Annotated in this window: 22 protein-coding genes; 4 read left to right on the forward strand and 18 right to left on the reverse strand. The window is 57.5% G+C overall.

The window, feature by feature from the left end; genetic code table 11:
- Window positions 1-7 precede the first annotated feature (7 nt).
- The 5 genes from thiL to nrdR form a co-directional block, all read right to left on the reverse strand.
- On the reverse strand, window positions 8-979 hold the full coding sequence (gene thiL / locus KK102_RS07725) for a thiamine-phosphate kinase (protein ID WP_216357313.1): 972 nt from the start codon (window positions 977-979) through the stop codon (window positions 8-10).
- Window positions 980-1056: 77 nt separating this feature from the next.
- Window positions 1057-1476 carry a transcription antitermination factor NusB gene (gene nusB, locus KK102_RS07730; protein WP_024906809.1) on the reverse strand — a complete coding sequence of 140 codons (420 nt, stop codon included), beginning with the start codon at window positions 1474-1476 and terminating at the stop codon, window positions 1057-1059.
- 21 nt (window positions 1477-1497) lie between these two features.
- Window positions 1498-1968, reverse strand: coding sequence for a 6,7-dimethyl-8-ribityllumazine synthase (gene ribH, locus KK102_RS07735; protein WP_006176874.1), 471 nt, complete (start codon window positions 1966-1968; stop codon window positions 1498-1500).
- An 87-nt stretch (window positions 1969-2055) separates the two neighbouring features.
- Window positions 2056-3159, reverse strand: a complete 1104-nt coding sequence (gene ribD, locus KK102_RS07740; protein ID WP_126543945.1) for a bifunctional diaminohydroxyphosphoribosylaminopyrimidine deaminase/5-amino-6-(5-phosphoribosylamino)uracil reductase RibD — start codon at window positions 3157-3159, stop codon at window positions 2056-2058.
- Window positions 3160-3163: 4 nt separating this feature from the next.
- The gene (gene nrdR / locus KK102_RS07745; protein WP_006176872.1) at window positions 3164-3613 is read right to left on the reverse strand and encodes a transcriptional regulator NrdR; all 450 of its coding nucleotides are present in this window, start codon (window positions 3611-3613) and stop codon (window positions 3164-3166) included.
- Between the two features lie 152 nt (window positions 3614-3765).
- Here nrdR and KK102_RS07750 point away from each other — a divergent pair, with 152 nt between their 5' ends.
- Both KK102_RS07750 and KK102_RS07755 read left to right on the forward strand, forming a co-directional pair.
- Window positions 3766-4305 carry a SadB/YajI family lipoprotein gene (locus KK102_RS07750; RefSeq protein ID WP_216357314.1) on the forward strand — a complete coding sequence of 180 codons (540 nt, stop codon included), beginning with the start codon at window positions 3766-3768 and terminating at the stop codon, window positions 4303-4305.
- A gap of 268 nt (window positions 4306-4573) precedes the next feature.
- On the forward strand, window positions 4574-5458 hold the full coding sequence (locus KK102_RS07755; RefSeq protein ID WP_010428066.1) for a nucleoside-specific channel-forming protein Tsx: 885 nt from the start codon (window positions 4574-4576) through the stop codon (window positions 5456-5458).
- Window positions 5459-5581: 123 nt separating this feature from the next.
- Here the strand turns inward: KK102_RS07755 and KK102_RS07760 are convergent, their stop codons facing one another.
- The 7 genes from KK102_RS07760 to queA form a co-directional block, all read right to left on the reverse strand.
- Window positions 5582-6262, reverse strand: a complete 681-nt coding sequence (locus tag KK102_RS07760; RefSeq protein WP_216357315.1) for a helix-turn-helix transcriptional regulator — start codon at window positions 6260-6262, stop codon at window positions 5582-5584.
- A gap of 14 nt (window positions 6263-6276) precedes the next feature.
- Window positions 6277-6642: a VOC family protein gene (locus KK102_RS07765; RefSeq protein ID WP_089599269.1), complete on the reverse strand. Its 366-nt coding sequence runs from the start codon at window positions 6640-6642 to the stop codon at window positions 6277-6279.
- 140 nt (window positions 6643-6782) lie between these two features.
- Window positions 6783-7754: a protein translocase subunit SecF gene (secF, locus tag KK102_RS07770; RefSeq protein WP_089599268.1), complete on the reverse strand. Its 972-nt coding sequence runs from the start codon at window positions 7752-7754 to the stop codon at window positions 6783-6785.
- Between the two features lie 10 nt (window positions 7755-7764).
- Entirely contained in the window at window positions 7765-9612 is a 1848-nt protein-coding gene (secD, locus tag KK102_RS07775; protein WP_126543942.1) for a protein translocase subunit SecD, read from the reverse strand.
- A 27-nt stretch (window positions 9613-9639) separates the two neighbouring features.
- A complete protein-coding gene (gene yajC, locus KK102_RS07780) occupies window positions 9640-9972 on the reverse strand; it encodes a preprotein translocase subunit YajC (protein WP_003859109.1) in 333 nt (110 codons plus the stop codon).
- Between the two features lie 22 nt (window positions 9973-9994).
- A complete protein-coding gene (tgt, locus tag KK102_RS07785; protein WP_089599266.1) occupies window positions 9995-11122 on the reverse strand; it encodes a tRNA guanosine(34) transglycosylase Tgt in 1128 nt (375 codons plus the stop codon).
- A 53-nt stretch (window positions 11123-11175) separates the two neighbouring features.
- Complete coding sequence (gene queA, locus KK102_RS07790; protein WP_126543941.1) at window positions 11176-12246, reverse strand: tRNA preQ1(34) S-adenosylmethionine ribosyltransferase-isomerase QueA; 1071 nt, start codon at window positions 12244-12246, stop codon at window positions 11176-11178.
- 92 nt (window positions 12247-12338) lie between these two features.
- On the opposite strand from queA, the gene acpH reads away from it, so the two are divergent.
- Together acpH and KK102_RS07800 are read left to right on the forward strand one after the other, a co-directional pair.
- A complete protein-coding gene (gene acpH / locus KK102_RS07795) occupies window positions 12339-12920 on the forward strand; it encodes an ACP phosphodiesterase (protein WP_216357316.1) in 582 nt (193 codons plus the stop codon).
- A 127-nt stretch (window positions 12921-13047) separates the two neighbouring features.
- Window positions 13048-13650, forward strand: coding sequence for a peroxiredoxin C (locus KK102_RS07800; protein ID WP_003859113.1), 603 nt, complete (start codon window positions 13048-13050; stop codon window positions 13648-13650).
- 43 nt (window positions 13651-13693) lie between these two features.
- On the opposite strand, the gene KK102_RS07805 is transcribed toward KK102_RS07800, so the two are convergent.
- The 6 genes from KK102_RS07805 to phoR all read right to left on the reverse strand — a co-directional run bounded on the left by KK102_RS07805 (window position 13694) and on the right by phoR (window position 24611).
- Entirely contained in the window at window positions 13694-15079 is a 1386-nt protein-coding gene (locus KK102_RS07805; protein ID WP_216357317.1) for a DUF3999 domain-containing protein, read from the reverse strand.
- Entirely contained in the window at window positions 15076-17691 is a 2616-nt protein-coding gene (locus tag KK102_RS07810) for a DUF2339 domain-containing protein (protein WP_216357318.1), read from the reverse strand. Before KK102_RS07810 ends, KK102_RS07805 begins: the two co-directional genes overlap by 4 nt.
- Before the next feature lie 88 nt (window positions 17692-17779).
- The gene (gene malZ, locus KK102_RS07815; protein WP_216357319.1) at window positions 17780-19597 is read right to left on the reverse strand and encodes a maltodextrin glucosidase; all 1818 of its coding nucleotides are present in this window, start codon (window positions 19595-19597) and stop codon (window positions 17780-17782) included.
- Between the two features lie 534 nt (window positions 19598-20131).
- Window positions 20132-21505: a proline-specific permease ProY gene (gene proY, locus KK102_RS07820; RefSeq protein ID WP_008503261.1), complete on the reverse strand. Its 1374-nt coding sequence runs from the start codon at window positions 21503-21505 to the stop codon at window positions 20132-20134.
- A gap of 81 nt (window positions 21506-21586) precedes the next feature.
- A complete protein-coding gene (gene brnQ, locus KK102_RS07825; RefSeq protein ID WP_063955298.1) occupies window positions 21587-22906 on the reverse strand; it encodes a branched-chain amino acid transporter carrier protein BrnQ in 1320 nt (439 codons plus the stop codon).
- A gap of 409 nt (window positions 22907-23315) precedes the next feature.
- Entirely contained in the window at window positions 23316-24611 is a 1296-nt protein-coding gene (gene phoR / locus KK102_RS07830; RefSeq protein WP_010428028.1) for a phosphate regulon sensor histidine kinase PhoR, read from the reverse strand.
- Between the last annotated feature and the right edge of the window lie 3 nt (window positions 24612-24614).

The raw sequence follows: 24614 nt of genomic DNA on the forward strand, positions 1-24614 counted from the left end.
TACAAACTCACGCGAAGTGATCGTACCCTTTCCAGTCCAACGTAACCGGCGCACCGTCTTTCACAAACTTCAGCCCTTCACTCTCCGGCATGATCTGCCCGATACAGGTGAATTTCGCGCCAAGATGCGCTAACGCCACGTCGAGCGTTCCACGGTTCAGCTCCGGTACGGTGAAGCACAGTTCGTAGTCTTCACCCCCGGACAGCGCCCAGCGCAGCGCCTGCTCAGGTTCGACATGGCGAAGCAGCTGCTCCGACAGCGGGAACAGGTCCAGGTCAACGCGCGCGCCGACGCCGCTGGCCTTCAGAATATGGCCGAGGTCCGAGATCAGCCCGTCAGAGAGATCGATAGCCGAGCTCGCCCGTTCGCGCAGCGCCTGGCCGTGCAAGATACGCGGCGTTGGCCGCAGATGGCGCTTCACCAGATACGCCGCGTCGTCAGCATCTTCAACCGCTAAACGGTTCTGAAGGATCGCCAGCCCTGCCGCGCTGTCGCCCGGCGTACCGGTCACGTAGATCCAGTCACCGGGTTTTGCGCCCGAGCGCTTCAGCGCGCGGCCGAGCGGCACGTAGCCGTGGATCGCCAGCGTCATCGACAGCGGCCCGGCGGTGGTATCACCGCCAATCAGCTGCATATCGTAGTAGCTAAGCTGCTCAAACAGCGTATCGCTAAAGGCTTCCAGCCAGGCTTCATCCACCTCTGGCAGGGTCAGAGCCAGCGTCAGCCAGGCAGGATCGGCACCCATCGCCGCCAGATCGCTGACGTTCACCGCCAGCGCTTTATACGCCAGATCGGCAGGATCGATATCCGGTAAGAAATGACGGCCGCACACTAAGGTGTCGGTGCTGATTGCCAGCGTCTGTTTTTCGGGAATATTGAGAAGTGCACAGTCATCGCCAATGCCGGTTTCAACATCAAGACGAGAGGTTCTGACACGGTCGAAATAACGGGCAATCAGGGAGAATTCGCCGCATGCCATACGTTATGCCTCAGCAAATAAAAGAAAAAACCGGAGCTGCACTGCCCGTCAGGCAATGCAGGACTCCGGTTTGCGGATCACTTTTTGTGGGGACGGATCGCAGGTGCTGCTTTATCAAGTACGCCGTTTACAAACTTGTGGCTGTCTTCAGCGCCGAAGGTTTTCGCCAGTTCGATCGCTTCGTTGATGGCCACTTTATACGGCACATCATCACGTTTAGACAGCTCAAACAGCGCGATACGCAACACTGCTTTTTCCACCTGGCCCAGCTCTTCGAGCAGGCGGGACAGGTATGGCTTCATCAGGCCATCGAGATACGCGCTATTAGTCGCCACTCCCGACAGCAGTTCACGGAAGTACAGAACGTCAACGTCTTTCACGTCCTGTTCTGACAGGAACTGGTATTCAACATCAGAGATGTCGTTCTGGGACAACTGCCAGGAGTAAAGTGCCTGGACGGCACATTCACGGGCGCGGCGACGAGCAGCAGGTTTCACGGAATTCCCCTTACAAAAAAATCAGGCCTTGATGGCTTTCAATACATTGATCATTTCAAGCGCGGTCAGTGCAGCTTCTGCACCTTTGTTACCGGCTTTGGTGCCAGCACGTTCGATGGCTTGTTCAATACTTTCGGTGGTCAGCACACCGAACGCGACAGGAATTTCAGCATCCTGCGCAACGTGTGCCAGACCGTTGCTTGCACCGCCCGCAACGTATTCGAAGTGCGCAGTGCCGCCACGAATAACGGTACCCAGCGCAATCACCGCGTCATATTTACCGGTTTTCGCCAGCGCGCCCGCCGCCAGTGGCAGTTCGTAAGCGCCTGGAACCCAAACAACGGTAATGTTGTCATCTTTAACCTGGCCGATACGTTTCAGGGCGTCAATGGCACCTTCCAGCAGGCTGTCGTTGATGAAGTTGTTGAAACGCGCAATGGTGATGGCGACGCGAGCGTCCGGGGTAGCTACAGCAGCTTCAATAATGTTCATACTCTTCCTTTACGGGTTCATTTGGCCCCGCAGGGGGGCGGATTTTATCATAATACTTTGCGCACTGCTTCCCTATTTCAGGAGCAATTACGCTGTCGTTAAGTGGAGGCAGACATCCGGACCCACCGGACGCATCTCGCTGAATCTGAGTTGCGGTGCGTCGGCCAGTTTTTCAAGGCCAGGCAGCACAAACAGGCCGCGCGCGTCGTGCCCTAACAGTTTAGGCGCAACGTAGACAATCAGTTCATCCACCAGTCCGGCCTGTAAGAGCGCACCGGCGAGCGTTGGCCCGGCTTCGACCCAGATGCTGTTCACCTGCTGCTTGCCGAGCAGCATCATCAGCACCACTAAATCCAGATGCCCGTTATGCTCCGGCACCATGATGCTGCGCACGCCTTCCGGCCATTCACGCGTATCTTCCTTCGTGCGGGCAATCCAGGTTTCTCCCGGCTGCTGCACGATGCGGTGATTCGGCGTCACGCGGTTCTGGCTATCAATAATAATGCGCAGCGGCTGACGCAGGTTCTCCTGCGGATAAAGCGCCTGGGTATCGGCATTCAGTTCGTCCCAGCGCACGGTCATGGCCGGATCGTCAGCCAAAACGGTTTCACTGCTGGTGAGAATAGCATGGCTTTGTGCGCGCAGACGTTGCACATCGCGCCTTGCCTGCGGGGAGGTGATCCACTGGCTTTCGCCGTTTGCCATCGCCGTACGACCGTCCAGCGAGGCGCCCAGCTTGAGCTGAATATACGGGAACCCGGTACGCATACGCTTCAGGAAGCCTTTGTTAATCGCTTCCGCATCCTGCATCATCAGCCCGTGGCTGACGTCAATGCCTTCCTGCTGGAGTCGATACAGCCCGCGTCCGGCTACCTGCGGGTTGGGATCCTGCATTGATGCAACAACGCGCGACACACCTGCCGCAATCAGCGCTTCGCAGCACGGCGGCGTACGCCCGTGATGGCTGCAGGGTTCAAGCGTGACGTAGGCCGTTGCGCCGCGCGCTTTCTCGCCCGCCATGCGCAACGCATGAACTTCCGCATGCGGCTCGCCCGCGCGAAGGTGATAACCTTCGCCCACGATCTCACCCTCTTTGACAATAACGCACCCCACGTTCGGGTTCGGGTGGGTAGTAAAACGACCACGCTGCGCCAGCTTCATGGCTCGTGCCATGTACATCTCGTCCTGCATGGGCTTAATCCTGTAAGCGGGCGATCTCTTCGCCAAACTCTTTGATATCTTCGAAACTGCGGTAGACCGAGGCGAAGCGGATATAGGCGACTTTATCGAGCTTTTTCAGCTGCTCCATCACCAGGTTGCCGATCATTTTGCTCGGCACCTCGCGCTCACCTAAGCCACGAAGATGAGACTTGATGTGATTTAACGCCATTTCGACATCGTCTGCGCTGACGGGCCGTTTTTCGAGAGCTTTCAGCATTCCGCTGCGCAGCTTTTCTTCATTGAACGGCTCGCGCACGTCGTTACTTTTCACCACGCGCGGCATTACCAGCTCTGCAACTTCAAAGGTCGTGAAACGCTCGTTGCACACCAGACACTGTCGGCGACGGCGTACGGAAGACCCTTCACCCACCAGGCGAGAGTCGATGACTTTGGTATCCACAGCGGAGCAGAATGGGCAATGCATACGGTATCCCTGTAATCCGGTTAACTGATTTTCATTTTACCCTGATCTGGCCTGACAACAAAGGAAGAGCTTTTTGAGACAATGGATCTATGTCAGACACAATGAAGCTGGCTACCATAAAGGCGATCCGTTATTTCAAGGAAATAAACGCAATGACAAGACGTTACCTGAGAATTCTGCTGGTGGGGAGCCTCTTTACCCTTAGCGCCTGTGCACAGCAAACTGAAGTCCGCGAAATGAAACAAAGCGTGAACACGCTCAATGCGGCCATGGACAAGCTGAACAAAGAGACCGTGAAGATCACCCAGCAAAATGCGCTGAATGCAAAATCCAACAGCGGCGTTTATCTGCTGCCGGGTGCCAAAACGCCCGCGCGCCTGAACAGCCAGCTTGGCACGTTAAAGATGTCTCTGGTGAATGTTGCAGCGAATGCCGATGGTACTCGCGCAACATTACGCATTCAGGGTGAATCCAACGATCCGCTTCCCGCGTTCAGCGGCACCGTAGAGTGGGGCCAAATTCAGGGCACCACGGAAAGCTACCAGGAAGTGAACGTGAAGAACCAGCTTTTCACCGCCCCCGCCAGCACGCTTGCCCCGAGCGATGTTGATATCCCGCTACAGCTGAGCGGACTCACGCCAGAACAGCTGGGCTTTATCCGCATTCACGACATTCAACCTGCCGCGCAATAACCTCCTCTTTTAGCGGAGTGAAATGTCACTCCGCTAACATTTACATTTCGTATGGATTGGCAACATAAATGTTTGCCGTTACAATCCCGGCCGTTTAAAGTACGCAAACGTGAACGCAATCGATTACGCATGTGAGAGATATGTGAAACAACACATATTTTTGTGAGCAAGGATTCCTATAATAGGCTCCGCAGAAACACGAAATATTTTGATACGCAAATCGCGCATTTTTCACTCCCGGAAGGGAATTTCAATCAGTGGCATGATTATGAAAAAAACATTACTCGCAGCCGGTGCTGTACTGGCACTCTCCTCCTCTTTCACTGTTAACGCAGCGGAAAACGATAAACCACAATACCTCTCCGACTGGTGGCACCAGAGCGTTAACGTGGTGGGAAGCTACCACACCCGTTTCGGACCTCAGATCCGCAACGATACCTATCTGGAATACGAAGCGTTCGCCAAGAAAGACTGGTTTGATTTCTATGGTTATATGGATGCCCCGGTCTTCTTCGGTGGTAACACCGACGCGAAAGGTATCTGGAACCACGGTTCTCCGCTGTTCATGGAGATCGAGCCGCGCTTCTCTATTGATAAGCTGACGGGCACCAGCCTGGCGTTTGGTCCGTTCAAAGAGTGGTACTTCGCAAACAACTATATCTACGACATGGGCCGTAACAAGTCCGGTCGTCAGAGCACCTGGTACATGGGTCTGGGTACGGACATCGATACCGGTCTGCCAATGAGCCTGTCCATGAACGTGTACGCGAAGTACCAGTGGCAGAACTACGGTGCTGCGAACGAAAACGAGTGGGACGGCTACCGTTTCAAAGTGAAATACTTTGTGCCAATCACCCAGCTGTGGGGCGGCAACCTGAGCTACATCGGCTTCACCAACTTTGACTGGGGCTCAGACCTGGGCGACAACGACTTCCGCGATCTGAACGGTAAGAAAGCGCGCACCAACGACTCCATCGCTTCCAGCCACATCCTGGCGCTGAACTACGATCACTGGCACTACTCTGTTGTGGCGCGTTACTGGCACAACGGCGGTCAGTGGAATGACGACGCGAGCCTGAACTTCGGTAACGGCGATTTCAGCGTCCGCTCTACCGGTTGGGGTGGTTACCTGGTGGTGGGTTACAACTTCTAATCCTGTGACTGCGCCGGGTGGCGGCTACGCCTTACCCGGCCTACAAACCCGATAACGGCACAAACCGTAGGCCGGGTAAGCGAAGCGCCACCCGGCGCATAAGCCAGCGCAAGTGCTGGCTTTTTACTGCTTCACCTTGCGCAGAAAATCTGCCAATGACCTGTCCGCACTCTCGCTAAACCGCCTCTCCGTCTGCACAATATTGAGGCACCGGTCGAGTCGGAAGCAACGGTAATCATCGCGCCGTTCGCACCACGCGGCCAGCAGCCAGTGCTCACCCCAGAAGAACAGCCCCAGAGGTTGCACTTCACGCCATGATAACTGGCCTGCTTCATCACGGTAATGCAGCGCCAGCACTCGCTGGGCGGAAATCGCCTGATGAATCACATCAAATCCGCTGCGGGAATGGGGCTGAAGCGCAATATCCGGCGCATAAATCCGCGTCTGCTCCGCCTTGCGTCGGCTCTCCTCGGGCAAGATCGCCAGCACCTTCTCCTGTGCCGACTCCAGCGCGCGAGACAACGACTCTCCGCCCCAGGTTTTCAGCAGGCGAATTGCCACCATCAGCGCCTCGGACTCCTTATTTGTCAGCATCAGCGGCGGCAGGTCAAAGCCCGACAGTAGCCGGTATCCGCTTCCTGCCTCGCCCTCTACCGGCACGCCGGAAAGCGACAGGTCGCGGATATCGCGGTAGACCGTGCGCTCGGAGACGCCGAGCCTCTCCGCCAGATGCGCTGCCGTTGTCAGACGCCTGCCCCGCAGGATCTGCACAATCTGAAACAAACGGTCAGCGCGTCGGGTCATCGTCTTTTTTGCTCTCAGGCCGGTTGATGAAGGCCGACGCGATTACCTTCGCTGTCGGTGAACAGGGCAATGGTGCCAATGCCTCGCGGCAATTCCAGAGGACCAAAGACGCATGCACCGCCCGCAGAGGCAATGCGATCGAGCGTGGCCGCCAGATTGTCAGTATGCAGATAAATAATAGCGCCCTGCTGCGACGGCGTAACGCCGTCAAATTTCGCCAGCGCGCCGCCGGTTGCCGGGTCTTCATGCGGGAAAATCGCCAGCTCTGCCACGTCCATTTTCTCGCGCTTCAGCGTAACCTGCATTACCGGTTCATAAAATTTGATGGCGCGATCCATATCGGCGACCGGAATTTCAAACCAGTTAATCACACTTTTCATACTTCCTCCTGCCTGTTGTTGGGTTCAGAAGGAGTCTACGACAGGGCTCCTGACAGCATACTGTCAGGAGTGTTTGTCAGGAGCAGGCAAAAAAATCCCGGCCAATCGACCGGGATTTCGATAACACCTAAGACGCTGTCTTACGGCAGAATGGACGGCTGATCCGCCCCTTCTTTTTCGACTTTCTGCTGGAGCAGGTGCTCGCGCTTCATGCCGAGTTTCAGTGCCAGTGCGGACGCGACGTAAATGGACGACGCCGTACCGATAGACACACCGATCAGCATGGTCAGCGAGAAACCTTCAAGCACCGGACCACCGAAGAGATACAGCATCAGGATAACCATTAAGGTCGTTCCGGATGTGATCAAGGTACGGTGCAGCGTCTGGGTCAACGACACGTTGAAGATTTCGTACGGCGTACCGCGACGGATCTTACGGAAGTTTTCACGAATACGGTCAGATACCACGATACTGTCGTTCAGTGAGTAACCGATAACGGACATCAGGGATGCCACAATCGTCAGGTCAATCTCAATGTGAAACAGCGACAGTACGCCCATGGTGATGACCACGTCGTGCGCCAGCGCGATAACCACACCTGCCGCCAGTCGCCACTCGAAGCGGAAGCCAACGTAGATCAGGATGGAAATCAGCGCCACCATCAGCGCCATCGCGCCGGTTTGCGCCAGGTCCGCACCCACGCTCGGGCCAACGAACTCAATACGCTTCACCGCCGCATTCTGGCTGGTCGATTCGTTTATGACCTTCAGAACCTTGCTACCGAGCTCCTGGCTGCCGTTGGCGTCGTGTACCGGAGGCATACGCACCATGATGTCGCGGCTGCTGCCGAAGTTCTGCAGCAGCGGCTCTTCAAAGCCCGCTTTCTGCAGCGATTCGCGCATCTGGTCCATATCGACCGGTTTTTCCAGGGAGATCTCGATGACCGTACCACCGGTGAAATCGAGACCCCAGTTAAAGCCTTTCACGCCCATAATGACGATGGACAGAATCAGCAGGAAACCTGAAATGCCGAAGGCCCAGTAGTCCCAGCGCATAAAGTCCCAGACTTTACGGCCGTGGTTCAATTGTTCAACAGTATATTCCTGTGCCACAACGCACTCCTCAGATAGACAGCTTTTTGACGCGCTTGCCGCCGTACAGCAGGTTCACGATGGCACGGGTGCCGACAATAGCGGTAAACATTGACGTCGCGACACCGATACCGGTAGTAATCGCAAAGCCTTTGATCGCGCCAGTACCCACTGCATACAGGATAAGAACCTTAATCAGTGTTGTTACGTTCGCATCGAAGATAGAGCTGAACGCCCCTTTATAGCCTTCTTCGATCGCCTGCTGCACAGAGCGACCGTTGCTCAGCTCTTCTTTAATACGTTCGTTTATCAGTACGTTGGCGTCGACCGCCACCGCAAGGGTAAGAACGATACCCGCAATACCCGGCATGGTCAGCGTGGCCCCTGGGAGCAGAGACATAATACCGATAATCAGCACCAGGTTCGCCAGCAGCGCGCTTGTCGCAATCAGACCAAACTTCTTGTAGAAGAAGATCATGAAGATGATGGAAACCACCAGACCGGCCAGACACGCTTCCAGACCCTGCTTGATGTTCTGCATACCCAGGGTTGGACCAATGGTACGCTCTTCAACAATCTGAATTGGCGCAATCAGCGCACCGGCACGCAGCAGCAGCGAGAGCTGACGCGCTTCGTTCGGGTTGCTAATACCGGTGATACGGAAGCTGTTACCCAGGCGAGACTGGATGTTGGCGATGTTAATCACCTCTTCCTCTTTCACCAGCACGGCACGACCGTTGGCATCTTTCTTACCGCTGTCTTTGTACTCCACGAACAGGGTCGCCATCGGTTTGCCGATGTTGTCCTTGGTGAAGTTAGACATGATGTTACCACCCGCGCTATCCAGCGAGATATTAACCTGCGGCTGGTTGTATTCATCCTGGCTGGAAGTGGAGTCGGTGATGTGGTCACCGGTCAGGATCACGCGTTTGTACAGCACAACCGGCTGACCTTCGCGGGTCTGTTTCACTTCGGAGTCGCCCGGGATACGGCCAGAGGCAGCGGCGGACTGATCGACGTTGGAGTTAACCAGGCGGAATTCCAGGGTTGCAGTTGCACCCAGAATCTCTTTCGCACGCGCGGTATCCTGGATACCCGGCAGTTCAACCACAATGCGGTCAGCACCCTGACGCTGTACCAGCGGCTCGGCCACGCCCAGCTGGTTTACACGGTTACGCAGAATGTTGATGTTCTGCTGAACGGCGTATTCACGCGCTTCGCTCAGACGTGCATCCGTCATCACCGCGCGCAGCTGACTGCTGCCCTGAGAGGTGATGACCAGATCGCGGTGACGTTGAGACAGGTAAGTTACAGCCTGGTCGCGCGCCGCGCTGTCGCGGAACGTGATGCTCAAGCCGTAGTTATCTTCTTTACGCACGGTAGTGTACGCAATGCCTTTCTCACGCAGATCGCTGCGCAGGCTGTCGATGTTCTGTTCCTGCAGCTTGCCAAGCGCGGTATCCATATCCACTTCCATCAGGAAGTGAACGCCGCCACGCAGGTCAAGACCGAGTTTCATTGGCTCTGCGTTCAGCGCAGCCAGCCAACGCGGGGTTGCAGGAGCAAGGTTAAGCGCCACGACATACTTATCACCCAGCACGCCCATCAGCGCTTCACGGGCGCGGAGCTGCGTGTCGGTGGTGTCGAAGCGAGCAAGAATTGCGCCCTCTTCCAGTGCCACAGACTTAGCGGTAATTTTTTCTTCTTGTAACGTTTTCTGGACCTGGATCAGCGTTTGCTCACTGGCGGCGACACCGCGCGCGCCAGTGATTTGAACGGCCGGATCCTCACCATACAGGTTGGGAAGCGCGTACAGCAGGCCGACGATAATCACGACGACCAGCATGATGTACTTCCACAAAGGATAACGGTTTAACACGGCAGTTCCCTTTGGGAAAAGTTGGGATTACAGCGCCTTCATGGTGCCTTTCGGCAGAACGGCAGCTACGAAGTCACGTTTGATAACCACTTCAGTGGTGTCGTTCAGCGCGATTGCAATGTAGCCGTTTTCAGCCACTTTGGTTACGCGACCGACCAGGCCACCGTTGGTCAGCACTTCATCGCCTTTCGCAATGGAGTTCATCAGGTTTTTGTGCTCTTTGGTGCGCTTCTGCTGTGGACGCAGGATCATGAAGTAGAAGATCAGACCGAACACAACCAGCATCAGAATCAGAGACATCGGGCTGCCCTGCGCTGGAGCACCTGTTGCCGCTACCGCATCAGAAATAAAAAAGCTCATTCAAATTCCCTCATTATTAAAATTAATCAACGTTCAAAGGTGGGACATCCCGGCCCTGACGTTGGTAGAAATCGGTCACGAAGCTCTCTAATTTACCCTCTTCGATAGCCTTACGTAAACCAGCCATTAAGCGCTGATAATAACGAAGATTATGAATGGTATTGAGACGCGCGCCCAAAATCTCGTTACAACGATCGAGATGATGCAGATACGCGCGAGAATAATTGCGACAGGTATAGCAATCGCACTCGGAATCGAGCGGGCTGGTGTCACTCTTATGCTTCGCGTTACGGATTTTCACCACGCCATCGGTCACGAACAGATGGCCGTTACGCGCGTTACGGGTTGGCATCACGCAGTCGAACATATCAATGCCGCGACGAACGCCTTCAACCAGGTCTTCTGGTTTACCCACCCCCATCAGGTATCGTGGTTTATCCGCCGGGATTTGCGGGCAGACATGTTCCAGAATGCGGTGCATGTCTTCCTTCGGTTCACCCACAGCCAAACCGCCGACAGCGTAGCCATCAAAACCTATCTCTACCAGACCTTTAACGGAGATATCGCGTAAATCTTCGTAAACGCTGCCCTGGATAATGCCGAACAGCGCATTTTTGTTCTGCAGGGAGTCAAAACGGTCGCGGCTGCGCTGCGCCCAGCGCAGGGACATTTCCATGGAGCGCTTGGCGTAGTCCCAGTCCGCCGGGTACGGCGTACATTCGTCGAAGATCATTACGATGTCGGAGCCGAGATCGTACTGAATCTCCATCGATTTTTCGGGATCGAGGAAAATCGGATCGCCGTTGATCGGGTTACGGAAATGAACGCCCTTTTCGGTGATCTTGCGGATATCGCCCAGGCTGAATACCTGGAAGCCGCCGGAGTCGGTCAGGATGGGGCCTTTCCACTGCATGAAGTCATGCAGGTCGCCGTGCAGCTTCATGATCTCCTGACCCGGACGCAGCCACAGGTGGAAGGTGTTGCCGAGGATAATCTGTGCGCCAGTGGCTTCAACTTCTTCCGGCGTCATCCCTTTAACGGTGCCGTACGTGCCCACAGGCATAAACGCGGGGGTTTCCACCACGCCGCGATCAAACACCAGGCGACCGCGACGCGCGCGACCGTCGGTGGTATCGAGTTCAAATTTCATTTTTTCTCCGACGTCAGAAAAACAGTCCAACGTTGTAACACGGTGCCGCGGACTTATTCCCCGACACGCTCATTCAAAGCCAGCGGATTGTACGTGATAAACATCGCGTCCCCGTAGCTAAAAAAGCGATATTTTTGTTCTACCGCAGACTTGTAGGCGTTCATCGTATGCTGATAACCGGCAAACGCGGAAACCAGCATAATCAGCGTCGATTCAGGCAGATGGAAGTTGGTCACCAGCGCATCGATCACTTTGTACTGATAGCCCGGGTAGATAAAGATCTGCGTATCGCCAAAGAACGGCTCGATTAGATCGTGTTTCGCTGCCTGCGCGGCGCTCTCAAGCGAACGCACAGACGTCGTACCGACCGCCACGACGCGGCTACCGCGCGCTTTGGCCGCCAGCACCGCGTCCACCACATCCTGAGGCACTTCAGCATACTCAGAGTGCATGATGTGGTCTTCAATGCTGTCCACGCGCACCGGCTGGAAGGTGCCCGCGCCGACGTGCAGCGTCACGAACGCCATCTGAACGCCCTTCGCGCGCAGTTTTTCCAGCAGCGGCTCATCAAAGTGCAGGCCCGCGGTTGGTGCGGCTACGGCGCCTGGCTTCTGGCTGTAGACGGTCTGATACAGCTCGCGGTCGGCCTCTTCGTCCGGACGCTCAATGTACGGCGGCAGCGGCATGTGGCCGATGGCGTTCAGGATATCGAGCACCGTGCGCTCGTCGTCAAACGCCACCTCAAACAGCGCGTCGTGGCGCGCGGTCATGGTTGCTTTGATGCTCTCGTCATCGCCCAGCAGCAGCTCCGCGCCCGGCTTCGGCGCTTTGGAGGCGCGAATATGTGCCAGAATACGTTTATCATCGAGCATACGTTCGACCAGCACTTCAATCTTGCCGCCGCTGGCTTTACGGCCAAACAGGCGCGCCGGGATCACGCGGGTGTTGTTAAAGACCAGCAGATCGCCAGGGTTGAGCTTATCGAGCAAATCGGTGAAAGTACCGTGCGTCAGCTCGCCCGTTGGCCCATCCAGTGACAGTAAGCGACAGCTGCTTCGCTCAGGCATGGGATAGTGAGCAATCAGGGATTCAGGTAGTTCAAAGGAGAAATCGGCGACGCGCATGACGTATACTCGTGACTTAAAAACAGGCGGCATAGTCTAGTGCTCACACCCTTTTGCTGCAACAACTAGCCGCCCCCGGACAAATAAAACGCATGAATTTTCTCGCTCACCTGCATCTCGCCCACCTCGCTGACAGCTCCCTTTCCGGCAATTTGCTGGCCGATTTTGTACGCGGCAACCCCGCAGAGGAGTATTCCCCTGAGGTTGTCGACGGAATTTTTATGCACCGCCGCATCGACGTGCTGACCGATAACCTGCCGGAAGTGACGGAAGCCAAAGCGTGGTTTCGCCCCGAGACGCGCCGCGTTGCGCCGATCACGCTTGATGTGATGTGGGATCACTTCCTGTCCCGCCACTGGGAACAGCTGTCGCCGGAGATGCCGCTGCCCGAATTTGTGCGCTATGCCCACCAGCAGGTGTCAATTATTCTACCGGACTCACCGCCGCGCTTCGTGAACCTGAATAACTACCTGTGGTCGGAACGCTGGCTGGAGCGCTACGGCGAGATGGATTTCATCCAGAACGTGCTGAACGGGATGGCGAGCCGGCGACCGCGTCTGGATGCGCTGCGGGATTCCTGGTATGACCTGGATGAACATTACGACGCGCTGGAGGCCCGATTCTGGCAATTCTATCCACGCATGATGGCGCAGGCGAAAAACAAACAGCTGTAACAGAATTCGCATTGATAGGTAAAAGCTGGCGGAACGATTGTCACCACCTCTTTGTCTTATTCCCGAACACTCTCTATACTGGCCCGCGTTGCGTTCCAAATAACCTTAGTATCTACAGGAGAATCATATGGTTCTGGTAACTCGTCCGGCTCCGGATTTTACAGCTGCAGCAGTTCTGGGCAACGGTGAAATCGTTGAAAACTTCAACTTCAAACAGCACACCAACGGTAAAGCGACCGTTCTGTTCTTCTGGCCAATGGACTTCACTTTCGTTTGCCCGTCTGAGCTGATCGCGTTCGACAAACGTTATGAAGAATTCCAGAAGCGTGGCGTGGAAGTGGTTGGCGTCTCCTTCGACTCTGAATTTGTACACAACGCATGGCGTAACACCCCTGTCGAAAATGGCGGCATCGGTGCGGTGAAATACGCAATGGTTGCGGACATCAAACGCGAAATCCAGCAGGCTTACGGTATCGAACATCCGGACGCTGGCGTTGCGCTGCGCGGTTCCTTCCTGATCGACGCAAACGGCATCGTTCGTCACCAGGTTGTGAACGATCTGCCGCTGGGTCGTAACATCGACGAAATGCTGCGCATGGTTGACGCGCTGCAGTTCCACGAAGAGCACGGCGAAGTGTGCCCGGCTCAGTGGGAAAAAGGTAAAGAAGGTATGGCTGCTTCCCCAGACGGCGTGGCTAAATACCTGTCTGAGAACGTATCCAGCCTGTAATCGGCACGGTTTACGAAAAAGGCCCGCTTATGCGGGCCTTTTTTTATGCCTTACGCTGCGTCTCACGCCAGATGCGCCAGGCCATGCCCGCCAGCAGGATCACGCCCGCAATCAGCACGCCCCACACCAGCAGGGTGTTCATCCTGCTCTCCCGCTCGGCCGCAGAGGTGGCGGTCAGACGCCCCTCGCCGCCTAATGCGACGTCAGCCTGAATATCCGCCTGCGGCAGGTTCGCCATATCGTAGCTCTTGCGCAGGTCGGCTGGGATCAGCATGCCGGGCTCCACGCTGGCAGGCTTTGCGGCACCGTTACCCCAGGCGAGCACGTACGGCGCTTTCCCCTGCGCGTTAAACACCAGATCGTAGCGGTCGCGATGCCCCGTGACGCCCGGCAGGTATTCTGGCAGACGCGCGTTCAGCGTCGTGATTTTCACTGCCTGCACCAGGCCCCCGTGAAGCGAAACCGGTGGCGACGCTTTTCCCTCCAGACGGTAAAGGAGCTCTTTCTTCAGGGGGTGCCATGCGTCTTTTTCCGTACTCCGCCACGCTATCTCCACGGGAAGGACGCCATCGCCATTCAGCGAGATGCTGACAGCACTCAGCGGCTGCGGGCGCGCCCAGCGCCACTGCGCTTCGCTTGTCGATAACATTTCCCCTTCCCCCTGAAGGTCGACCGCTTCCGGGGCAGCCTGCGCAGGTGCGCTGATTGCGTTAACGCCGGTCAGGGTTATCCCCTGGCTCTGCGCGTTCAGCACCACCATGAGATAGCGATTCGCATCGGGAGATAAAACCGTATCGGTATCGATCCGATCGAGCTTAAGACGATCCTGGCCGCTGACGGCGTCAAGCAATGGCATATCCTCGCGCAGGGTATACCAGCGCTTAAGATCCTCGCTGTAATAGACCGACGCCGTTCCCTGCCAGGGCGTCTGAGGGGAATTCCAGAGCAGCTGCAGCTGGGATATGGCCAGCTCACCCGTAGCCTGCTCCGGCAGGGTCAGCAGGTAATGCTGCCCGGCTGCGGCGGCTTTTTGCCCCTCCAGCACAATCTCAACGCCGTTTCGGGAACGGAGCAGGATCTTATCGCTGTCACCGGCGTCTGAGCCAGCCGCGAGCGGCGAGGCGTCCAGCGGAAAGAGACGCAGCGCCGTGGAGTGCGCTGTGTCCTGCGGGCGCGTTGCGGCGATCAGGCTAAAGGGAACCTGCTCGCCCGACTGGTTAAAGACGCGAACATCATGCAGATCTGGCGACGTGCTCTGCTCATAGACGGCGAGCGGCAGCATCACCCTATACCACCGGGAAGGAACGGACGTGTCGAGTGAACGACCAAAGGCATAGTCCCGGGGCGATTCCGCGGGTACCTCGTCGCAGAACGCCGGGCCGGAAAGCGCCAGCAGCGCGGTACAGGCTACCGCTTTCATCCATTTCATTTTTCATCTCCTGTTTTTGGCGGTAGGGGCGAGAAATAGCCCACTATCAGCACCAGTATCGCCACGCCGATAAACGCCACCGCGCGCGACAGACCGCCTCCGCCCGCGCTGTCCACCAGCATCAGCTTAACCATCACCACACCCAGCAGCGCGGCACCGCAGAGCCACTCCTGCCGGGAAGCCCGACGGGTGGCATGGATCATGACCACCAGCGCGCTCAACATCCAGAACAGGGCAAAGCTGGTCTGGATAAGCCGCGAATCCCACAGCGATGCCATATTCCAGGCCACGTCGCCGTACCAGGCCAGGGCGCGCATCAGCGCGCCGTTTAGCCACCAGAAGCCAAACGCCATGAGCGCGACGGCAGGCCACGGGTGCGCTTGCGCAAGCCACGCCGGGTAGTAGCGATCCACAGCCCGATAAAAGACCACCAGCCCCAGCAACGCGAACGCCGCACCTTCCTCAAGCGGGTTCACCAGCGGCAGCCAGGTCTGGCGATAGACCACGCCGTCCTGGAAATTGGTCACCGCCAGCAATACCAGCAGCGCCACGACCACGGGGATCGGTGCCAGGCAGGCGTAGAGCGCAGGCCACTCCCGGAACGGCCATACGCGACGCCGTACCGCAGCAGAGAGCGTCATAATCACCCCGCCGCCTGCGGCCATCGCTAATCCGCTGCCCCAGGCCGCCATTCCCCACGGCAGAGACCGGGCAAACCAGTAAAGCTCGGCGGCCAGCGCCAGTAAAATCATCCAGAACAGCGACAGATGCAGCCCCATCGCGATGCGCGGCAGGAGTCTTTCACCGTCGCGCCGCAGCAGCATCAGCGCGGCAGGAAGCGCAACGCACCAGGCCAGATTTGACCAGCCGGCGGAGACGATCTGCTGGTGCCAGAGCTGATAGCCCACCATCAGCAGCATAACCGGCCACAGCAGCCATTTGCTGGCGTCCAACTCCCGCCACGCTAAACGCGCAGCCACATGCCGCCAGCCCCAGACCGATGCCGCCGTCAGCGCCAGCACGCCCGCCAGAATCGGTAATTCCTTCGTCAGCGCCAGCCGCGATGCGCCCAATAGCGCCACGAGCCAGAACAGCAGGCCGCCTGCCAGCAGCGCCCAGCTGACCGGCAGGAAGAGAGTCCGCCACTGCCAGCCAGCCGCCAGCCAGCAAAGGCTGAGGATGGCGAAGATCAGCAGCAGGCTCAGCGGCGTAACGCCGTTCGTTTGTGCCCACAGCGCGCTGCCGAGCGCCAGCACCAGCAGCGCCGTCCCGCTATAGCTCATGCGACGCTGGTGCTGCTGCACGCCCAGCCAGAGGATACCCAGCCCTTCCAGCGCCCAGGCCATCGCCGTCCAGCGCGCCGACAGCGCCAGCGGAATCGCGAGCGTCGCGAACCCGCCGCCGATGGCCAGCGCCGCCATGACCAGCGGTCGTCCGAGGGAGGGATAGCGCCGCAGCGCAAGGAACGCGAGGGTAAGATAAAATGCGCCGTATCCCAGCGCGCTCAGGGCCGGGCCATATTCCCAGTGCCGGGTCATGCCGTACTGCATCCCGAAACCGATCAGCGGCGGGGCAAACAGCAGCACGCCGTCAATAATTTGCTTCCCTTTCTCCTGCGCCCGCAGCGACAGCGCCACGCTCAGGACGCCGAATATCAGCGTATTGGCAATCAGGAACAGCTGGCAGACCCAATAGTCTTCAGGCTGGTAGTCATTCAGCCCCCACAGGCCGCCCACGCCGAACGTGAACAGCAGCCCGAGCAGGTTCAGCTCGCGCCAGTGCTGCCAGATGCTGATAGCGAGAATGCCGATAGACAGCAGGAGATAGAAAGAGAACAGCGCGACAAAGCTGCCGCCTCCGGTGGACAACAGCAGCGGCGCAAGATACCCGCCGAGGCTCGCCAGCATGGCGAGGCTCAGTGCCTTCTGCAGCACCGCCAGCCCAACGCTCGCCGCGCATATCACCACCAGAAGCGCAAAGGCCAGCGTCATCGGCAGCATTTGCCAGAGCCGGAATGCACCAAACACCGTCAGGTAGAGCACGCCGGTCGCCCCGCCCTGGAGGATCAGCGCATAGACGCGCTGTCTGTGCCGCAGCCGCCATCCAACAGCCTGCAGGACAATGGCAAACAGCGCGGTTGCCACGAGGCGCAGCTCAAGCGGGAACAGGGAATGTTCCATGGTATAGCGCAGCAGGAATGAAAGACCGAGGAAGAGCAGCAGGATCCCAAGCTTCGCCAGCGGATTACCCTGCATGAACCAGCGCGCCAGCGACGTCAGGATGCCGCCAAAGGCAGAAGGCTGTTTTGCCGCAGGCGCAGTGGCCGGAGCGGGTTCTGCCACGGCAGCGAGAGTATCGGGCCGCCAGGGGGCGACAGGCGCGGGAGCGTCCACAACCACCGGCTCGGTCACAGTCACCGGCGCGGTGGCCTGCACCGGCTCCGTCGCGCTTTCAGGCACGCCGCGCTGCTCAAGCGCCTCAATGCGCTGGCGCAGCCGGGCGATCTCCTGGCGCGCCGCCGTGCTGCGATTAAAGCCTATAACCGCCAGCACGGGTGCCACCACCAGCGCAAAAACCAGGAACAAACAGCCAAGGATGTAAAGCTCGTCCATGTTTCCACCTTCACCGTAAACGATCCGTTAAGATTGACACAAATAGTTGCATTTACGCCATCTTAAAAGGTGGAAACATTAGCAGGTCTTAGCTGCCGAACCAGATCGTCGCGGATACCGCAGGCAGCGCCAGCACGCCGTCCTGTATCGTCGCCTTGCCCTCTTTATTCTTCCACGTCGCCACCTTCAGCAGCGGTGAATCATCCAGCACCACTTCGCAGGCCTCACCCCGGTTGATGGCCACCAGCACGCGCTGCTGGTTATAGACGCGAGCAAACACCACCACGTTATCGTGCGCGTACACCACCTGACAGCCGCCGTAGCGAAGAGCCTGATTCTGTTTACGCAGCTTCGCCAGCCGCTGATACAGGCTGAACAGCACTTTGTCCTGTTTCTCTGGTGCCCACGGGAAGGTTTTGCGGCAGAACGGATCGTTGTTGCCGTCCAGCCCCACCTCGTCTCCGTAGTAGATGCACGGCACGCCCGGCCAGGTGAAGAGCCAAGTGACCGCCAGCGGCAGACGCGCGACATCCTTGCCCAGCAGGGATTTAAAACGCGCGGTGTCGTGGCTATCGAGCTGGTTAAACATCCGCAGCTGCTGCTGATGCGATAGACCAGCGCGGTAGTTCTCCATCCACGCCATGCAGGTTTCAGCGTCGATATGATTCGGATCGTAGGAGATATCGGTGTTGGCGAGGAATCCCCACAGCGGGAAGGTAAAGCCGCGATAGTTCATCGCCGCATCTTCCGCATCGTTCTGCAGCCACTGGCGCGCGTCGCCAAAGTGCTCGCCAAAGACGAACGCCTCCGGCTGGGCCACTTTTGCCGAGCGCGTAATCCCGGCGACGTGCTGAAGGTTATTCCGCGCCCCGCCCGCTTCGCCGAGCATATGCACCACGTCCAGACGCCAGCCGTCCATATTCCACGGCGCCTTCAGCCAGTGGCGCACGATGCTGTCTTCCCCGCCGTAAATCTCGTTCACAAGCGTTGGCGACTGGAAATCCAGCTTTGGCAGGCTCGGGTAGCCCAGCCAGTCCAGCGCACGGCCCTCCTCGTTAAAGCTGTACCAGTCGCGCTGCGGCGAATCCGGGTTATGACATGCCCCGCCCATCGACTGATTATGACGGTCAAACCAGGCGTGGGAATCTCCGCTGTGGTTGAACACGCCGTCAAGAATGAGGCGCATACCTTCTTTTTGGGTGTTCTTACGCAGGCGCAGCAGCGCCTCGTCACCGCCAAACTGTTCGTCAACGCGGCGATAATCCTGCGTATCGTATTTGTGCACGCTTGGGGCTTTAAACACCGGGTTCAGGTATAGCGCCGTTACGCCAAGCTTTTTCAGGTACGGTAGCTTTTCGCTGATGCCGTCGAGATCGCCGCCGTAGAAGGTCGATCCGCCCGCCTGAGCCGTCACCGGGTCATCCCACGCTTTCATAATGACGTCGTGACCCGCCGCGTGGTGGTAATAAACCTTATCCTGCTGCGCGGTGCGCTTTTCGCTGCGCGCAAAACGGTCCGGGAAAATCTGGTAAAAGACCTGGTCGTTAACCCACTGCGGGCCGTTATCCGGATAATCGACTGCAAACTGCTCCAGCCGTGCGGGCGGGAAACGGCTAAACCCCTGTGGGGTAAACCACAGCTGGCGGTTATTCCACAGCAGTTTGAAGCTGTAACGGCGGCGCGGCTGCCCGCTATTCAGGTCGATATTTGCCCGCCAGGCGGTGATCCCCGGCTGCGGCTGGCTGCGCAGCTTGTGCATCTTCAGCCCGGTCTCTTCGTTATCGATTTCAGCGCGGAGCGTCACGCGATCGGGCTGATTTTCCCCCGCCAGCCAGAGCGTAATCACAAGGTTGTCTTTGTTTTGCTTAACAAATGGGGCAACCGGAAGGTGCCAGGCGTTTAACATCACGAATCCCCTTTGATGAAATTGACGTCACCTTGCCACAGGGTGATTAAGGATAGCTCACCATGACGTGATTTATTGGGGGAGGAGGACGGGGGAGGAGGTAATTATGCCTGCACGGACGGCCCCCTCTCCCTTGAGGGAGAGGGCTGGGGTGAGGGGGAAACATGCGGCTATTGGGGTAATTCCGTTCACTTCATGTTCCCTGCTACTCTGTAATGCCATGGCCTGTGAACGTGCCAGGGTGGCTCAGTCGCCGCCATCCTGGCGACCCGGGCTCCCGGCGGTAAATCGCCGCTTCGCGGTGCCCTCAGCTAATTCCTTCAGGCTATCGGGTCGGGCATGAGCCTGCATCCCTGCAGGCCACGCCCTCTCGGCGCATCCCTGCGCCTCGCCCCGGCCTTACGGAAACGCTTCGGCGATTTACAGCCGGACCAGGGCATCGCTGTAAGCCATTCATTTTCCTGAAACCACAAGCATCGCTTCAGGTTAAAAATTGCCCGGCAATCCCCTTCCACGGAACAGGGAATACAAATGTTACTGTGCTTCCGCCAGCTGACGGTCGCGGCGGCATTTGAACACCCAGCCCACCAACAGCAGGACAATCCACGCGCAGCCCACGTACAGGGAAATACGGGTATCCGGGTGGTAGCCAATCAGGCCAATAATAAACACCAGGAAGATCAGCCCAACGACGGTGGTTGCCACCCCGCCCGGTACTTTGAACTTCAGCGCTTTCGCCTCATCCGGCGACAGGCGACGGCGGAACGCAATCTGCGACAGCAGGATCATGATCCACACCCACACCGTCGCGAAGGTCGCGAGCGACGCGATCACCAGGAAGACGTTTTCCGGCATGATGTAGTTCAGGTAAACCGAAAACAGCAGCGCCACGGTCATGACCACGACGGTCACCCACGGCGTGCCGCGGCGTGAGGTTTTGGCGAACACCTTCGGCGCGCTGCCCTGCTCCGCCATACCGTGCAGCATACGGCCCACGCCGAAGACGTCACTGTTGATCGCGGAAAGCGACGCGGTCAGCACCACAAAGTTCAGAATGCTGGCAGCAAAGGCGATGCCCATGTGCTGGAAGGTCAGGACAAACGGGCTACCGTTGGTGCCCACCTGGTTCCACGGGTAAATGGACATGATCACAAACAGGGTGCCCACATAGAACACCAGAATACGCATCGGCACCGAGTTGATGGCGCGCGGAATAGACTTCTCCGGGTCTTTCGCTTCACCCGCGGTAATACCGATAATCTCGATGCCGCCGTAGGCAAACATGACCATCTGGAGCGACATCACCATGCCGAGCCAGCCGTTGCTGAAGAAGCCGCCGTTGCTCCACAGGTTATGGATGCCGGTCGGCTGACCGCCATTACCGATACCCCAGATGATGATGCCAAAACCGGCCACAATCATGATGATGATGGTGGCGACCTTGAAGAAGGAGAACCAGAACTCCAGCTCGCCGAACACCTTCACGCTCATCAGGTTGACGGCGCAGATGATCAGCACCACGCTCAGCACCCATATCCAGTGCGGCACCGCCGGGAACCAGACGCCCATATAGATGCCAAACGCGGTCACGTCGGCAATGGCCACAATCAGGATTTCAAAGCAGTAGGTCCAGCCGGTGATAAACCCGGCCAGCGGGCCGAGGTTTTCCTGCGCGTAGCGCGAGAAGGAGCTGGCAGACGGGTTGTGAACCGACATTTCGCCGAGGGCGCGCATGATGATATACGCCGCCACGCCGCCGATGATGTACGCCAGCAGCACGCTGGGACCGGCCATTTTGATGGCATCTGCCGAGCCATAAAAAAGACCGGTGCCGATAGCCGAGCCCAGCGCCATAAAGCGGATGTGGCGCGTGCTCAATCCACGTTTAAGTTTGTTAGTGCTTTCCATTTAAATCTTGCCATTCAACACGAAAAAAACAAAAAACCACGGGGCCTAAAGCCCCGTGGTTAAACAGTTTGTTGCCGTTGATTAATGGGCGTTCGATGCGACCTGACGCCCTGCAGCACGGTCCCAGATAATCGCCAGAACCAGCGCAACAACGGTAGGCATCAGCCAGGCCAGGCCTTGCTCAGACAGCGGCAGACGCTGTGTCCATGCAGGCAGAATCTCTGCGAAAGCTGATGCTTTAATCCCGTCAAGGATACCAAAAATCAGGCTGATAAACATGGCTGGCGCAATAATTCGCGACGAGTTGTTCCACCACGGGCGAGTAAAGCTCAGCACTACCAGCACGATGCACGGCGGGTAAATCGCCGTCAGCACCGGAATCGAGACCTGAATCAGGTGGCTCAGGCCGAGGTTGGACACCGCCATAGAGAAGATGCCGAGGATAAACACCAGGGTACGGTAAGAGAGCGGCAGATACTGTGCAAAGAACTCTGCGCAGGCACAGGTCAGGCCAACCGCCGTCACCAGACACGCCAGGAAAATCAGTGCCGCCAGCAGCATGCTGCCTGCACCGCCGAAGGTGTGCTGAACGTAAGCGTGCAGGATAGCCGCACCGTTGGCGTTCTGATCGACCAGCATGGCGCTGTCGGAGCCCAGACGGAACAGCGCCAGATACAGCAGCGTCAGACCCACACCGGCCATCAGGCCAGCCCAGATGGTATAGCGGGTCAGCAGGCGCGCTTCGGTCACGCCGCGGGAACGCGCGGCATTGACGATAACGATACCAAACACCATCGCGCCCAGCGTATCCATCGTCAGATAGCCGTTCACAAAGCCGTTAGAGAACGCGGCGTTTTTATAGGCGTCCATCGCGTCGCTAATCGGGCCTGCAGGCCAGACGATAGCGGCTACCGCCAGCACGATCAGGGCCACAATTTTCAGCGGCGCCAGGAAGTTACCCACGGTATCCAGCAGTTTGCCCGGATAGAGGGAAACCAGAATCACGATCGCGAAGTAGATCAGGCTGTAGATAAACAGCGGCATCGCGCCGTCACCCGTCAGGGGAGCAATACCCACTTCGAAGGACACGGTCGCCGTACGCGGGGTCGCAAACAGCGGGCCAACGGCCAGATAGCAGACGGTTGCCAGCAGAACGCCCGCCACTTTGCCAATCGGGGTGCTGAGGCTGTCCACGCCGCCACCGACTTTCGCCAGCGCGACAACGGTGAGGACCGGTAGACCCACGGCAGTAATCAGGAAACCAAACGCGGCCGTCCAGACGTGTTCACCCGCCTGTAAGCCAACCATTGGAGGGAAAATGATGTTACCTGCGCCAACGAACAGCGCAAATGTCATAAAGCCCAGCGCGATGATGTCACGCGATTTTAAGTGATGGGTCATAAAACCTTACTGCCTGTGGATGTGGTGTTGAAAACGTTGAGATTTTCGCTATCCCTGACGGGACGATACAGCGGAAAATTTGCTCAATTTCAGCGGGAAATGCTCCCACCCAGGCGTGGAGAAGAATAGTTTTTCGATTTACCACGCAAATACAGTCGGTCTGACAGTATCTGGGGGGCAATTTAAACGCTTATAACGTTTAAAGGCAAGGAGGGATCGTAAAACCAGAACAATATGCCAGTATGAAAAAACCGACCAGCACAATGCACTAATTATAAGAAAAACACATGGCTAATCATGCGAACAAAAAAGCATCAAACGTATAATATTCACACGCGTTTCGCTTGACTGCAAAGCAAACGGGCCAGCAAATGCTGGCCCGTGGAAAGGTAAAATGACACGTCTGCCGTCAGGCGATTTTTTTGGCAATTAATCGTTCCGGAATAACAAAGCTGAAACGGGTACCTTTACCCAGCGTGCTCTGAATATCGAGGCGGCTTTCATGGTGATTCACCGCGTGTTTCACAATTGCCAGCCCCAGGCCGCTTCCCCCGGTCTGCCGCGAGCGCGCTTTATCCACACGGTAGAATCGCTCGGTCAGACGCGGTATGTGCTCAGGGGCAATCCCCGGCCCGTTGTCCTCAACGCTAAACTCAGCGCCCGCGGTAACACGCTGCCAGCGCACCACGATATGGGTCCCTTCCGGCGTATGATTCACCGCGTTATACACCAGGTTGGAGATGGCGCTGCGCAGTTCATCTTCACTGCCGAGCACCTTCAGGGTGCTGTCGACCTCAAAGCTAATGTGATGTTTTTTATGGCTTAACGTTTGCGCTTCCCGCTCCACCACCCGCAGCATCATCGGCACATCGATGGTGTCATTCAGCGCCAGTGAAGGTGCGGCTTCAATCTTCGAGAGCGTCAGCAGCTGCTTGACCAGGCCTTCCATACGGTGCGTTTGCTCGCGCATGGTATGCAGCGCTTTTTCACGCGGCGCGCCTTCGAGCGTTTGCTCCTGCATCATCTCCAGGTAGCCCTGAAGCACGGTCAGCGGGGTGCGTAATTCGTGGCTCACGTTCGCGAAGAAGTTGCGTCTCGCCCCTTCCAGCTGGTGCATCTGGGTGACGTCCCGCGCCACCATCAGCCACTGCCGATCGCTGTAGGGCATCACGCGAATTTCCAGATGACGCCCGTTGTTGAGCCTCAGATTGTGCGGCCCCGTAAAGTCACGCTTTTTCAGATACAGCGTGAACTCCGGATAACGCAGCAGGTTAAGGATATTTTGCCCATTATCGTCCGGCCAGCGCAGGCCGAGCAGCTGTTGCGCCAGGCCGTTACACCAGAAGATCGTGCCTTCTTCAGTGGTCAGAATGACGGCATCCGGCAGCGACTCGGCACCGCTGCGAAAGCGTTTGATTAAGCTTCCCAGCTCGCGACGACGTTTTTTATTACGCATCTGCATCTGATGAAGGCCATACAGCAGCGGCTCCCAGCTGCCGCTTCCCGGCGGAGGGGTCATGCTTCTGTCCACCCACAGCCACCAGGAGAGGCGAAGTAAGTTCCAGAAATGCCAGACTAATAACCCGGTCACTGCCGCCAGCAAAAACCACGGCAGATGCCCTACGATGGCCCCCAGAATGAAGGCCGGGATACAGCATAAGATCAGTTCAAAGACGAGCCTTTTCCATGACAGACGTTCCAGCACGCG

The sequence above is a fragment of the Enterobacter quasimori genome (genome assembly GCF_018597345.1).
GTDB lineage: Bacteria > Pseudomonadota > Gammaproteobacteria > Enterobacterales > Enterobacteriaceae > Enterobacter > Enterobacter mori.